General features: G+C 77.7%; 7 protein-coding genes. All 7 read left to right on the top strand.

All coding sequences use genetic code 11. The features are described 5' to 3' along the window. Positions 1–505: 505 nt before the first annotated feature. The 7 genes from ACIRS1_RS24845 (at position 506) to ACIRS1_RS24815 (ending at position 14,463) form a co-directional block, all read left to right on the top strand. A complete protein-coding gene (locus ACIRS1_RS24845) occupies positions 506–1,939 on the top strand; it encodes an MFS transporter (RefSeq protein ID WP_402843498.1) in 1,434 nt (477 codons plus the stop codon). 39 nt (positions 1,940–1,978) lie between these two features. Then, positions 1,979–3,241 carry a non-ribosomal peptide synthetase gene (locus tag ACIRS1_RS24840; RefSeq protein WP_402843495.1) on the top strand — a complete coding sequence of 421 codons (1,263 nt, stop codon included), beginning with the start codon at positions 1,979–1,981 and terminating at the stop codon, positions 3,239–3,241. Between the two features lie 249 nt (positions 3,242–3,490). Then, positions 3,491–6,583 (top strand): amino acid adenylation domain-containing protein, encoded by a 3,093-nt coding sequence (locus tag ACIRS1_RS24835; RefSeq protein WP_402843492.1) that lies wholly within the window; start codon positions 3,491–3,493, stop codon positions 6,581–6,583. 14 nt (positions 6,584–6,597) lie between these two features. Next, entirely contained in the window at positions 6,598–7,773 is a 1,176-nt protein-coding gene (locus ACIRS1_RS24830; RefSeq protein ID WP_402843489.1) for an acyl-CoA dehydrogenase family protein, read from the top strand. Between the two features lie 26 nt (positions 7,774–7,799). Next, positions 7,800–9,596, top strand: coding sequence for an AMP-binding protein (locus tag ACIRS1_RS24825; RefSeq protein ID WP_402843487.1), 1,797 nt, complete (start codon positions 7,800–7,802; stop codon positions 9,594–9,596). 77 nt (positions 9,597–9,673) lie between these two features. Further along, positions 9,674–11,461: an amino acid adenylation domain-containing protein gene (locus tag ACIRS1_RS24820; RefSeq protein WP_402843484.1), complete on the top strand. Its 1,788-nt coding sequence runs from the start codon at positions 9,674–9,676 to the stop codon at positions 11,459–11,461. After that, positions 11,458–14,463: a condensation domain-containing protein gene (locus ACIRS1_RS24815; RefSeq protein WP_402843481.1), complete on the top strand. Its 3,006-nt coding sequence runs from the start codon at positions 11,458–11,460 to the stop codon at positions 14,461–14,463. Before ACIRS1_RS24820 ends, ACIRS1_RS24815 begins: the two co-directional genes overlap by 4 nt. The last annotated feature ends 23 nt before the right edge of the window (positions 14,464–14,486 follow it).

Genomic DNA, 14,486 nt, shown 5'->3' with positions numbered 1-14,486 from the left:
CCGGGTGGACTGAGCGGCGCCGGGTGGACCGGGCGGCGCCGGGTGGACCGGGCGGTGCCGGACGGACCGGGCGGGGCCGGGCGGGGCGTGCCGCCGGCGGCGCCCGGCCGGGGTGTTCGGGCAGGTCACCGTGCCGTCCGCGGAATCGGTGGGTTGTAGTCCTTGACGGCCGGCGGCGGCGCGGCCGGTATCACGATCAGATGACGGAGGGTCGGCGCTTCACGTAATCCGGCCAAGTTGAGCGGGGGCGTCCGATGGCCGGAATACCGATGCCCGGATAGCGGACTCCCGTCTGGACGTGCCGCCGCCCGGCCGAGGCTCGCCGCGGCCGGGCGGATTCCTGCTGGCAGACGGGCTGCCCGGGGCGTCCGGCGGGTTCGTCGGGGGCCGCCACGGGGTCGTGGGCGGAGCTCGGGGGGCTGGCGTGATCCGGCCGATCCCCGGTTCGTCCGGAAACGGACCCGGCGGTTGCCCGGTGGTGAAGGGGTGGCCGAGAGTCGCACTGATGAACGAGACGCCAAGCCCCAGCCCGACCCGCCTGTTCGGACACCGCGACTTCCGGCTCCTGCTCACGGGAGCCGCCGCGGCCCAGACGGGCAGTCAGGTCACCCTGGTGGCGCTGCCGCTGGTCGCGGTGGTGGTGCTCGACGCCACCCCCTTCGAGGTCGGCCTGCTGACCGCCGCCGAGACCGCAGCGTTCCTGCTGGTCGGCCTCCCGGCCGGGGCCTGGCTGGACCGGATGCGCAAGCTGCCGGTGTTGATCCGCGCCGACGTGGTGCGCTGCCTGGCCGTCGGCTCGATCCCGCCGGCCGCGGCGCTCGGCGTGCTGACCATGGCCCAGCTCTACCTGGTGGCGCTGGTCACCGGGGTGGCCACGGTCTTCTTCGACGTCGCCCACCAGTCCTTCCTGCCGTCGGTGCTGCCGCGCGAGCAGCTGGTCGGGGGCAACGGCGCGATCGAGACGGTCCGCTCCTCGGCCCAGGTCGTCGGGCCCGGGCTCGGCGGCGGGCTGGTCCAACTGCTCGGCGCGTCGATCGCCATCGTCGCCGACGCCGTCGGCTACCTGGCCTCCGCGCTGCTGCTCGCCCGGATCCGGGTCGAGGAGCCGCGCCCGGAGCCCGATCCGGGCGCCTCGCTGCGTGCCGAGGTCGCCGAGGGCGTCCGCTTCGTGCTCGGGCACCCGCTGCTGCGGGCGATCGCCACGGCCACGGCGGTGTCCAACCTGTTCGGCGCCGTCCTGGCCGCCGTGCAGACGGTGTTCTGGGTGCGGGTGCTCGACCTGGCGCCGGGTGCCATCGGCGCGCTGCTGTCGGCCTCCGCCGTCGGCGGACTGGCCGGGGCGCTGTGCGCGGGTCGGCTGGCCGCCCTGGTCGGCCAGGCCCGGCTGATCTGGCTGGCCACCGTGGTGACGGCGCCGTTCGCGGTGCTGTGGCCGTTGTCCGGCCGGGGCGCGGGCGTGCTGCTGTTCGGCATCGCCTCGGCGGTGGTGCTGTTCGGCGCGGTCGCCTACAACGTCGCCCAGGTCAGCTTCCGGCAGAGCCTGTGCCCGCCGGAGCTGCTCGGGCGGATGAACGCCACCATGCGCTTCCTGGTCTGGGGCACGCTGCCGCTCGGTGCCCTGGTCGGCGGCGCCGTCGCCGACGCGGCCGGGCCGCGCGCCGCGCTCTGGCTCTGCGCGGCCGGCTTCCTGATCGTCCCGGTGCCCCTGCTGCTGTCACCGCTGCGCGGCATGCGGGACCTGCCGACCACCGGGGCCGCCGCGACCACCGGGGCTGCCACCGGAGCCGACCCGAACACCGGAGCCGACGCCGCCACCGCGGCCGCGCCCGCCACCGGGGCCGCTGCGACCACCGCGGCCGACCCGGCCGCCACCACCACGGGGTCCGCCACCGCCGCCGGGGCGGCCGAGCAGGAGCCCGCCGCGCGCCCGGCCCCCTGACCCCGACCCGAACCGACACCGGAAACCGGAGACCGTTCCGTGCCCGCCAGCATCACTGCCGCCTACCTCGCCCGGTACCGCTCCGCCGCCGCCGACGCCACGACGGACCTCCTCCCGCTCACCGGCGCCCAACGGCGCTTCCTGATCACCCGCCGCCTGGCCGCCGCTGGCCGCCCCGACGTCGTCCCGCTGTTCTTCGCCTACCCGCGCGGCACCCTCGACCTTGACCGGCTGGGCCGCGCGGCCGCCGCCACGGCGGCCCGGCACCCCGCCCTGTGCGGGGGCTTCGCCACCGTCCGCGGCACGCCCGTGCTCCGGGTCGGCGGCCCCTCCGCCGCGGCCGGGGCGGTCCCCGTCGCCCCCGGCGGCACCGCCCGCTCGGCCCTGCGCGAGGCCCTGCTGGACTGGCCCGCCGACGGGCCCGCCCTGCGCCTGCTGGTGGCCCGGGAGCCGGACGGCGAGGAGGAACTGCTCGCCGTCGCCGTCGACCACGCGGCCTGCGACGAGCAGTCGCTCGGCATCCTGACGGCCGACCTCACCGAGGCCTACACCCGCGACGAGGCACCCGCGACCGCGCCGGACCGGGCCGCCCTCGACGGCTACCGCGAAGCCGTCGAACGCCAGCTGGCGGCCGAGGACGCCGCCGCCGGGGCGGCCGCGCAGGCCCACTGGGGCCGCCGGCTCGGCGGCCTGAGCGGTGCCGGCGGTGGCGCCGCCCCCACCACCGGCATGCTCAGCCACCGGCTGCCCGCCGCCGAGGGGGCCGCCCGCAGCGCCGTCTTCCCCGCGCTGCTGGACGCCACCGCGGCCGCCGCGCACCGGCTGCACGGCCCGGTCGGGCCGCTCGCCCTCGGCTACCCGTGGGGCGGCCGCCCGCCGGGCGCACCGCCCGTGCTGGGCTGCTTCCTCAACACCCTCGTCCACCCGGCCGACCCCGGGGCCGCCGCCCTCGACGACCTCGCCGACGCCTGGTGGGACGACCTCGACCACGCCGACACCCCGTTCGACGAACTGGTCCGGGCCGCCCGCACGGCCGGCGCGCCCTGGACCGGCGCGCTGGACGGCATGCTCACCCTGGAGGACCTGCACCGCCGGCCGCCGCTGGTGCTCGGCGGGGTGCCCGGCCGGGAGACCCACCTCGCCGGGCGGCCGCTCGCCGCACCGCTCGCCGTCGCCGCCTCGCACGGCGACGACCTGCTGGTGAGGCTCGCCTGGGACCGCGAACGGTTCCCGGAGGCCACCGCCCGGGCCGCCTTCGAGGACCTGCTGGCGACGCTGCGCCGCCACCTGCACGCGGCCTGACCCGACCCCGACCGGAGAGCCGCCGCACACCGACCGACGGACCCCGACCGTCCCGGACCCCGACCCGACCGTCCTGAACGCCGACCCGCCGGACCCGACCCGACGGACCCCCGACCGTCCCGGACCCTCACGCCACCGACCGCCGGACCGCGCCACCACCCCGGCACGCCCGGCCCCGGCCGGGGCGGACCACCCCACACCGCCCCGCCACCGCAGTACCACCACGCCCACCACACAAGGGAGTCCCCGATGTTCCCGCTCTCCTCCTCGCAGGAGATCGTCTGGCTGCACGAGCAGATGCTGCCCGGCAGTCGCGCGTACAACTTCACCGCCGTCCTCGACCTCTGGGGAACCCTCGACGAGCACGCGCTGCACGCCGGCCTGACCGCCGTGCTCGCCCACCACCCCGGCCTGCGCCTGGAGCTGGTCGCCCGCGCCGAAGGGCTGCCCGGCCAGCGGGTCGCCGCACCCGGCGAACCCCTGCTGCGCCGCAGCGACTTCACCGCCGAGGCCGACCCGGAGGGCGCGTTCCGCACCCTGCTGGCCGCCGAGGCCGAGGAGCCGCTGGACACCTACCGGGCGCCGGTGCTGCGCTGGCACCTCGTCCGCCTCGGCGACGACCACCACCGGCTGATCCACGTCGAGCACCACCTCGTCCACGACGGCCACTCCTTCGCGATCCTGCTGCGCGACCTCTTCACCGTCTACCGAGCCCACGTCCTCGGCGAGACCTACGAGCTGCCCGCCGCGCCCTCGTACGAGGAGCACGCGCGCACCGCCGTCGACCCGGACGCCCGCGAGCGCGCCCTCGCCTTCTGGCTGCGCGAACTCGCCGACGCCCCGCGCGAGGTCACCCTGCCCGGACTGGCCCGGCCCGGCGCGGTGCGCCGCCACCGCGGCGGCCAGCTGCGCCAGTCGATCGGCGCCGACCTCGCCGAGCGGCTGCGCACCCGCAGCAAGGAGGACGGCCACACCCCGTTCAGCACCCTGCTCGCGCTCTTCGCCGAACTGCTGCGCCGCCACAGCGGCCACCGCGAACTCGTCGTCGGCACCGCCGTCGGCAACCGCCCGGCCGGCTTCGAGGGCACCGTCGGCATGTTCGTCAACACCGTCCCGCTGCGCCTGCGGCTGGACCCGGCCGCCCCCGGCACCGAGGCCGTGGACGAGGTCACCGACGTCCTGCTGCGCGCCCTCCCGTACCAGGACCTGCCGGTCCAGGAGCTGACCCGCCGGCTCGGCCTGCACACCGGCGGCGCCGACAACCCGCTGTTCAACGTCATGTTCAGCGCGCACGACGCCGCCCTGCCGGACGTCCAGGCCCCCGACCTCGACGTCTCGCTGTACGAGGGCTTCAACACCGGCACCACCCGCTTCGACCTCGACCTGGTGCTGCTGCCCGACGACCGCCGGGTGGTCGGCGAGAAGCACGGCGCCGCCGGCATGACCCTGGTCTGGGACTACGACGCCGACCTCTTCGGCGAGGCCGAGGCCACCCTGCTCTCCGAGCGCCTGCTCGAACTGCTGCGCCGCTACCTCGACGCGCCGGACGCGCCGCTCGCCGCGCTCGACCCCGCCCCGGCCGCCGCGCCCGCCACCGCCGTGACGCCCGCCGGTCTCGACCCGGCCGCCGCCCACGACCCCGGCGCGCTCGCCCTGCTGGCCGGCACCGAGCGCATCAGCTACGGCGAACTCGACCGCCGCGTCAACCAGTTGGTCGAACGGCTGTGCGCCGCCGGGGTGCAGCCCGGCCAGCCGGTGGCGACCGTCCTGCCGCGCGGCACCGACAGCGTCGTCGCCCTGCTGGCCTGCCTGCGCCACGGCGCCGTGTACGCGCCGCTGTCCTCCGAGGACCCGGCCGCCCGGCTCGGCCTGCTCCTGGAGCGGCTCGCCCCGGCGCTGGTGCTCGCCACCCGGCAGAGCGCGCTCGCCCTGCCCGTCGAGGGCGTCACCCCCGCCCTGCTGGACGGCCCGGCCTTCCCCAAGGCCGAACCGGCCGCCGTCCTGGACGGCGCCGCCTACCTGATCCACACCTCCGGCTCCACCGGCGTGCCCAAGCCCGTCCTGGTCGGACGCGAGGCGCTCGCCGGGTACGTCGCCGCGATCACCGACCGCTACGAGCTCACCGCGGCCGACCGGGTGCTGCTGTTCGCCCGGCCCTCCTTCGACGTGGCCCTCGAGGAGGTGCTGCCCGCGCTCTGCGCCGGCGCCGCCCTGGTGGTGCCCCAGCGCGAGGTCCCCACCGGCCCCGAGCTGGTCGCCGTGCTGGCCGCCCGCGGCGTCACCGTCGCCAACCTGCCGACCAGCTACCTGCTCGCCGTCCGCGAGGACCTGCGCGAGGCGCTGCGCGACGGCCGCTGGAACCCCCGGCTGCTCGTCCTCGGCGGCGAGCGGCTGCCCGCCCGCGCGCTGGCCGGGCTGACCGAGGCCACCACCGTGCTGAACGCCTACGGTGTCACCGAGGCCACCGTCACCTCCACCGTCCACCAGGTCGGCGCCGCCGACCTCACCGAGGACGGCGAGATCCCGCTCGGCGCCGAGCTCGACGGCGTGCGCCTGCACGTCCTGGACGAGACGCTGCGCCCGCTGGCGGCCGGCTGCGTCGGCGAACTCGCCGTCGGCGGCGCCCTGCTGGCCGACGGCTACCTCGGCCTGCCCGAGCCCACCGCCGCCCGCTTCGTCACCGTGCCCGCCCTCGGCGGCGAGCGCGTCTACCGCACCGGCGACCGCGGCTACCGCGACCTGCGCGGCCGGCTCTCCTTCCTCGGCCGCGCCGACAACCAGGTCAAGCTGCGCGGCCACCGGATCGAGCTGGAGGAGATCGAGGCCGCCGCCTCCGCCGAACTCGGCGGCCGCTCCTGCGCGGTGGTCCTGCACACCGACCCGCAGTCCGGCCCCCGCCTGGTGGGCTTCCTGGAGGGCGCCGACCGCCCCGACCAGGCCGCCCTGCACGCGGCCCTCGCCCAGCGGCTGCCCGGCGGGCTCGTCCCCGCCACCTGGACCGCCGTCGAGGCGATGCCCACCCTGCCCGGCGGCAAGCCCGACCGCGCCGCCCTCGCCCGCCTCGCCGACGAGGCCGCGGCCGAGCCCGAGCCCGAGTCCGCCGCGACCAGCGCCTTCACCGACCCCGGCCAGCAGCTGGTCGCCGCGGCCTGGCGCGAGGTGCTCGGCCACGACCGATTCACCGCCGACTCGCACTTCTTCGAGGTCGGCGGCCACTCGCTGCTCGCCGCCCAGCTCGCCGCCTGGCTGGAGCCGCACCTGGGCAGCCGCCCGCCGCTGCGCACCCTGTTCCGCCACGCCGTCCTGGCCGACCAGGCCCGCGCCCTCACCGGCCAGAACTGAAAGGCAGCGTCCCCGTGACCGCCCCCTCCGCCGTCCTGGAAGACGGCCACCGCGAACTCGTCGAGGCCTTCGAGAGCTTCGTCCGCCGCGAACTCGTCCCGCTGGCCGCCGAACTCCCCGAGACCGCCGACGAGATCCCGTCCGACCTGCGGACCTACGTCCGCAAGCGCTCCGCCGCCCTCGGCTTCTACGCCGGCGACTACCCCGAGGAGCTCGGCGGCGCCGACATGCCGTTCACCGCCGTCGTGCTGCTGCACCACGCCGCCGGACGCAGCGGCTGCCCGCTCGCGCCGTACGCCCTGGCCGGCTCCGACGGCCCCAGCCCGCTGCTGCGGCACGGCACGCCCGAACAGATCGAGCGCCACCTCGTCCCGCTGGTGCGCGGCGAGCAGACCCGCTGCCTCGCCCTCACCGAGCCGCACGCCGGCTCCGACGCGTTCCGCCTCACCACCACCGCCGTGCGCACCGCCGACGGCTGGGTGCTCAACGGGCGCAAGACCTTCGTCAGCAACGCCGGCCACGCCGGCATCGCCCTGGTCGTCGCCGCCACCGACCTCGGCGACGGCGCCGGGCCCACCGCCGGCGCCACCGCCTTCGTGCTCCCCATGGACCAGCCGGGCCTGCGCCTCGGCCAGCGCTACGAGGGCATGTCCGGCGAGCCGCTGTTCGAGCTGCTGCTCGACGGCGTCACCGTCACCACCGAGGCCGTGATCGGCGGCGAGGAGGGCGTTGGCGCGGCCACCGCCCTCGCCATGGACAGCCTCTCCCGGGGCCGCCTGGTCGTCGCCGCGATGTGCAACGGCATCGCCGAGTACGCGCTGCGCGTCGGCCTCGAGTACGCCCGCGAGCGGCGCGCCTTCGGCCGCGTGATCGGCGAGTACCAGCACGTCCAGGAGCACCTGGTCGCCACCCGGGCCGAGGTGGAGTGCTCCAAGCTGCTCACCCTCGCCTGCGCCCGGCTCGTCGACGAGGGCACCGAGGCGCCCGAGAACGCGGCGCTCGCCAAGCTCACCGCCTCCGAGACCGCCGTCCGCGCGGTCGACCGCTCGCTCCAGGTGCACGGCGCCACCGGCTGGGTGCGCGGCCACCCGCTGGAGTTCCTGTACCGCTACGTGCGGATGACCACGATCATCGAGGGGACCTCCGAGGTCCAGAAGGTGATCGTCGCCCGCGCCATGGGCCTGAACTGACGAACCGTCGAGACCTGGAGACGATGATGGAAAACCTGAGCATCGGGTACGGCCGTCCGCACCAGGACGGTGCGGTCCTGGACCTGTTCACCACCTGGGCGCACCGCACCCCGGACGCCCCCGCCCTGATCGACGGCGCCCGCACCCACAGCTACGCCGAACTCGACCGCCTCGCCGACGCCGTGGCCGACGAACTGCGCGACCGGGTCCGCCCGGGCGACCTCGTCGGCGTCTGCCTCGGCCACTCGGCCGCGCTCGCCGCGGTCACCCTGGCCACCGCCAAGCTCGGCGCCGTCCACCTGCCGCTCGGCCCCCGCCCCGGCGAGCGCCGGCTGCAGGCCGTCGCCGAACAGCTGCGGCCCGCCTGCCTGGTCGGCGACCCGGCGCTGCTGCCCGCGGGCGAGCACCGGACGCTGGACCTCGACCTCGGCGACACCCCCGTCGCCGTCGCCCTCGTCCCCGGCGAGCAGGTGCAGGTCCCCGCCGGCACCCACTACGCCGTGCTCACCTCCGGCTCCACCGGCACGCCCAAGGCCGTCGCCGTCGGAGAGCCCGCCCTCGGCGCGCTGCTCCAGTGGTACCGCGAGCTGGCCGGCCTCGGCCCCGGCGAGCGGCACAGCCTGCTGATCGGCGTCGCCTTCGACCCGCACGTGATGGAGCTGTGGGCCACCCTCACCTCCGGCGCCGCGCTCGTCGTCGCCCCCGAGGCCGTCCGCTGGGACTCCGGCGCGCTCGCCGACTGGTGGCGCGAGGCCGGCATCACCGCCGCCATCCTGCCCACCCCGCTCGCCGAGCCCCTGCTGGCCCGGCCCTGGCCGCAGGGGCTGGCGCTGCGTCACCTCACCGTCGGCGGCGACCGGCTGCGCCGCGGCCCGGGCCCGGACGTCACCGCGACCGTCCACAACGCCTACGGGCCCGCCGAGGCCACCGTCACCACCACCGTCCACACCATGGCGCCCGGCGGCGACCACGGCACCGGCGCCCCGCCGATCGGGCTGCCGATCCCGGGCGCGGTCGTCCTGGTCACCGACCCGGACGGCCGGCCGGTGCCGCGCGGCGAGGCCGGCGAACTGCGCATCGGCGGCCGCGGCCTGGCCGCCGGCTACCTCGACCCCGAGCTGACCGCCCGCCGCTTCGTCGGCGTGCCGGCCGGCGTGGAGGGCGTCGACCGGCTCTACCGCTCCGGCGACCGGGTGGTGATGCGGGCCGACGGCGTCCTGGAGTTCCACGGCCGGCTCGACGACCAGGTCAAGGTCAGCGGGGTGCGGATCGAGCCCGCGGAGGTCGAGGCGGCCTTCGAACGGGACGGGCGGGTGCACCGGGCCGTGGTCGCCGCCGCGACCTCGGCGGGCGTCACCCGCCTGCTCGCCTACGTCCAGACCGCCGCGGGATCCCCGGCGGGCGGCGCCGAGGACCTGCTCGCCGCGGTGCGGCCGTGGCTGCCGGAGCAGGCCGTCCCCTCGGCCGTCCGGATCGTCGACGCCTACCCGCTGGACGCGAACGGCAAGGTCGACCGGGCCGCCCTGCTCGCCCTGGAGGAGGAGCGGGCCGCCGCGGCGCCGGACACCGAGGACGGCGACACGCCCACCGAGCGCACCGTGCTGCGGCTCTGCCGCGAACTGATCGGCCGCGCCGACCTCGGGCCGGCGGACAACTTCCTGGCCGCGGGCGGCAACTCGCTCGCCGCCGCCCGACTGCTGGAGGCCCTGGAGGCCGAGTACGGCGTCCGGCTGCGGGCGCCCCTGGTGCTGCGCCAGCCCGACCTGCGGGCCGTCGCCCGGCTGGTGGAGGAACGACGGCCGACGGCCGCCACCACCGCCTGACCGTCCGCCCGCAAGCACGCTCCTGCGCAGGGCGCCCCGGCCGGCCCACCGGCCGGGGCGCCCGGAAGGGAACCACCATGCCCACCGCCACCCTCCCGGAACTCGTCGCCCGGCACGCCCGGCAGCGCCCCGACGCGCTCGCCGTGACCGACGGCGACACCGCCCTGACCTACGGCCAGCTCCTCGACGCGTCCGGCCGGCTGGCCGCCGCCCTGGCCGAGCGGGGGATCGGCCCCGGCAGCGCCGTCGGCCTGCTCTGCGCCCGCTCCACCCGCCTGGTCGTCGCCCAGCTGGCGATCTGGCGGGCCGGCGCCCACGCCGTCCCGCTCGACCCCGGCTACCCGCGGCCGCGCATCGCCGAGATGACCGGAGACGCCGGCGCCCACCTCGTCCTCGGGGACAAGACCCTCCTCGCCGAGGCCGGGCTGCCCGAGGAGCGCACCCTGGTGCTCACCGAGCACGGCGCCGAGACCGCCGCCCGCCCGGTGCGTGCGCCCGACGCCGCCGACCCGGACGCCACCGCCCTGCTCTTCTACACCTCCGGCTCCACCGGCCGGCCCAAGGGCGTCCTCGTCCCGCACAGCGCCGTCGCCGACCTGGTCACCGCCGCCGACGCCGTGCCGCTCGGCCCCCGCGACCGGGTGCTGTTCCACTCCACCGTCAGCTTCGACGCCTCCACCTTCGAGGTGTGGGCCCCGCTCGCGCGCGGCGCCGCCGTCGCCGTCTCCCCGGCCGACCGGCCCACCGCCGAGGACCTCGTGCGCGACGTCGAACGGTTCGGCGTCACCACGCTGTTCATCACCACCGCGCTCTTCCACCACCTGGCCGCCCGGCAGTCCCGGATCTTCGGCGTGCTGCGCACCCTGGCCGTCGGCGGCGAGGCGCTGTCCCCCGAGTACGCCGGAGCGGTGCTGCGCGCCTTCCCCTGGCTCGAACTCCTCAACGTCTACGGGCCGACCGAGGCCACCACCTTCACCACCCTGCACCGGATCACCCCGGCCGACTGCGCCGGCGGGCCCGTCCCGATCGGCCGGCCCTTCGGTGGCGCCCGCACCCTCGTCCTCGACGAGCGGCTCGACCCCGTCGCGCCGGGCACCGTCGGCGAACTGTGGATCGCCGGCGACCGGCTCGCCCGCGGCTACCTCGACCGGCCCGAGCTGACCGCCGAGCGCTTCCGCGACCTCCCCGGCACCGGCCGCGCCTACCGCAGCGGCGACCTCGTCCGCCAACGCCCCGACGGCGCCCTGGAGTTCCACGGCCGCACCGACGACCAGGTCAAGGTCCGCGGGTTCCGGATCGAGCCCGGCGAGGTCGAACACGCCCTGCTGCTCCTGCCCGAGGTCGCCGAGGCCGCCGTCGTGGTCCGCCGCGCCGGCCACCCCGACGCCGCCCTCACGGCCTGCCTCGTCCTCGCCGAGGGCAGCCGCGCCGCCGCCGACACGCTCCGCGCCCGCCTCGCCGACCGGCTCCCCGCCCACCTGGTGCCCACCGCCTGGCACGTCCTCGACGCGCTGCCGCTGACCGGCAGCGGCAAGATCGACCGCCGGGCCCTGGCCGCCGCGGACGGCGACACCCCGACCGGCGGCCGGACGGTTGCCCCGCTCACCCCGATCCAGCAGGCCGTCGCCGACGCGTGGAGCCGCGCCCTGGAGCGCCCGATCACCGAGCCGGGCGCCGACTTCCTCGCCGAGGGCGGCCACTCGCTGCTCGCCATGTGGGTCGTCGACGACCTGCGTGAGGACCTCGGCGTGGAGCTCTCGCTCGCCGACTTCCTCGGCCACCCCACCGTCGCCGGGCAGGCCGACCTGCTCGAACGCGCCCTGCGCGCCGCGCACGACCACACTGCGGAAGGAGCCGCCCGATGAACGCCACCGAGCACCCGGCCGACGGGCAGCCGGCCGACGGCTACCCGATCGATGGCTACCCGATCGACGGGCAGCCGGTCGATGGTCAGCCGGTCGATGGCCAGCCGGTCGATGGTCAGGCGACCACGCCGCGCACGGACACCACGCCGTCCCCGGCACCGCAGGCCGCCGCCGACCAGGCGGACCTGCTGCGCCGCGCCCGCCGCAACCGCCCCGCCGCCGGGCCGCGCCCGGCCGCCCCGGAGGACGGTCCCGCCCCGCTCTCCCACGCCCAGCAGCGGATGTGGCTGATGGAGCACCTCGGCCAGGGCGGCGCCCTCTACAACGTCCCGCTCGCCACCCGCCTGCGCGGACCGCTCGACCCCGCCGCGCTCGCCACCGCCCTCACCGGCCTCACCGAGCGCCACGCCGTCCTGCGCACCCGGTACGGCAGCCACGGCGACCAGCCCCACCAGCAGACCGACCCGGTCACCCCCGTGCCGCTGCGCACCGTCGACGCCACCTGGGAGGACGGCGCCGGCAACAACGCCCCGGCCCTGCTCGCCGCCGAGGCCGCCCGCCCCTTCGACCTCGCCGCGGGGCCGGTGCTGCGCGCCCTGCTCCTGCGGCACGGGCCGCAGGACCACACCCTGCTGCTGACCATCCACCACATCGCCGTGGACGGCGGCTCGCTGCCGGTGCTGGCCGCCGACCTCGCCGCCCTCTACGCCGCCGCACGCGACGGCCACGCCCCCCGACTCCCGCAGCCCGGACCGTCGTACGCCGAGTACGCCCGCGGCGAGCGGGCCCGCGACGCCGAGCTCACCGCCGCCGCCGACGCCCGCGCCGCCCGGCTCGCCGGGGCCCGCCCGCTGCCGCTGCTGCGCCCCGTCCCCGCCGGCGCCCGCGAACGCCGGGCCGCCCTGCACACCGCACCGCTCACCCCCGCCACCGTCGAGGGGCTGCGCCGGCTCGGCGCCCGGCACGGCGCCACCCTGTTCGCCGTCGTCCTGGCTGCCGCCTTCGCCACCCTCGCCACCGCCGCGGGCCGCACCGACCTCACCCTCGGCTGCGCCAGCGGCCAGCGGCTGCGGCCCGAACTGCGGCGCACCGTCGGCCTCGGGGTCAACACCCTCGCGGTGCGCACCGACCTCGCCGGCGACCCGACCTTCACCGACACCCTCGGCCTGGTCCGTGCCGCCCTGCTCGACGCCCAGCAGCACCACGAGGTGCCCTTCGACCTGGTCGTCGAGCGCCTCGGCAGCGCCGCCCGAGGGGCCGACGGCACCCCGCTGCTCTCCGTCAGCTGCGACCTCGTCCACCCCGCCGAGCCGCTCACGCTGCCCGGGCTCACCAGCGAGAACGTCGAACTCGACCTGGGGCTCGCCAAGTTCGGCCTCGCCCTGCTGGTCGAGGACGGCCCGCAGCCGCGCTGCCTGGTCCAGCACGACCGCGACGCCCTGGACGAGGCCACCGCCGGGCGGCTGCTGGACGCCTTCGCCCGGCTGCTCGGCGCCGTCGCCGAGGACGCCGACCGGCCGCTCTCGGCGCTCCCCGGCGCACTGCTGGCCGCCGCCCCGCACCCCGCGGTCAGCGCGCTGACCGCGGACCCCCGGGTGGTCGATGCCGCCGTCGTCGAGGCCGCCGACGGACCGCCGCTCGCCTACGCCGTGGTTCGCGGCCCCGTCGCCCCCACCGGCAGCGAGCTGCGTGCCGCCCTGCGCCGCCACCTCGCCCCCGGCCGACTCCCGCGCGCCGTCACCCTGGTGGACGCGCTGCCCCGGCTGCCCGACGGCACCCCCGACCGCGGCCGGCTGCCCGGCGCCACCCCGGCCGCCGCCGACGCCCGCGGCCCGCTCGACACCGTCCGGACGGCCTTCGGCGAACTCCTCGGCACCACCCCGGGAGCCGACGGCGACTTCTTCGCCCTCGGCGGCCACTCCCTGGTCGCCGTCCAGCTCGCCGAGCGCCTGCGCACCCGCACCGGACTGCCGCTCACCGGCCTGGACGTCCTGGAACAGCGCACCCCGCGCGCCCTCGCCGCGCTCCTCGCCACCCGCGAGGACGAGCGCCGCGCCGCCCGCGCCCGCACCGGGGCCCGCCCCGGCGCGAGCGCCCGCTCCCGGGCCGGCACGGTGCTGCTCACCGGCGCCACCGGTGGCGTCGGCGCCGCCGTCCTGCAGGAACTGATGGCCCAGGGCCGCCCCGTCCGGGCCCTGGTGCGCCCCGAGTCCGCACACCTGCCGGCCCTGCACGGCGCCGAACTCGCCGAGGGCGACCTCGCCGACCCGGACAGCCTGCGCCGCGCGGTCGAGGGCGTCGACGCCGTCATCCACGCCGCCTGCACCTTCACCGAGCACGTCGTCGACCTCGCCGCGATGCGCGCCCTCGTCGAGGGCTGGCGCGGCGGCCCGTTCGTCTTCGTCAGCAGCATCGATGCCTACGGGCGGCCGGCCGGCACCGACGTGGCCGAAGGCGGCCCGACCGGCGAGCCCGTCAGCCCCTACGGGCAGGCCAAGCTGGACTGCGAGCGGATCCTGTTCGAGGCCGCCTCGGCCCCCGACCGGGGCCCGGCCACCGTGGTGCGCGCCCCGATCGTCTGGGGCCCGCACCAGCGCCTTCGCGACCAGCTCCGCTGGGGCTCCACGGGCGCCCTCTACCAGGCCGCCCTGGCCGGCCGCCCGATCACCCTGCCGACCCCGGCTCCCGACGGCCGCCCCGGCTGGTACGGCGCGTCCTGGGTGCACGCGGCCGCCCTCGCCCGGGCCCTCGCGGCCTGCGTCGGCGAGCCGAACCCGGCGGCCGGGCGGATCGTCAACGCCGTCAGCGGGCACGTCTCCTGGACGGACTTCGGCACCGAACTGGTCCGCCTGCTCGGCTCCGCGAGCCCGCTCGACCTCCGGCCCGACGCCGACCCGGAGCTCCGCCGCCCCTGGCACTACTGCGCCGAGGCCCTGTCCGCCGCGCTCACCCCGGAGCCCGGGGAGGACTGGCGCAGCGTCCTGGCGGCGATGGTCGGCTGACCCCCGCCCGCCCGGATCCGCCG

Origin of the sequence: Kitasatospora sp. NPDC101176, assembly GCF_044768035.1 — a bacterium.
Taxonomy (GTDB): Bacteria; Actinomycetota; Actinomycetes; order Streptomycetales; family Streptomycetaceae; genus Kitasatospora.
Note: the sequence above shows the minus strand (reverse complement) of the source record. Positions and strands in the feature narration are given on the sequence as shown.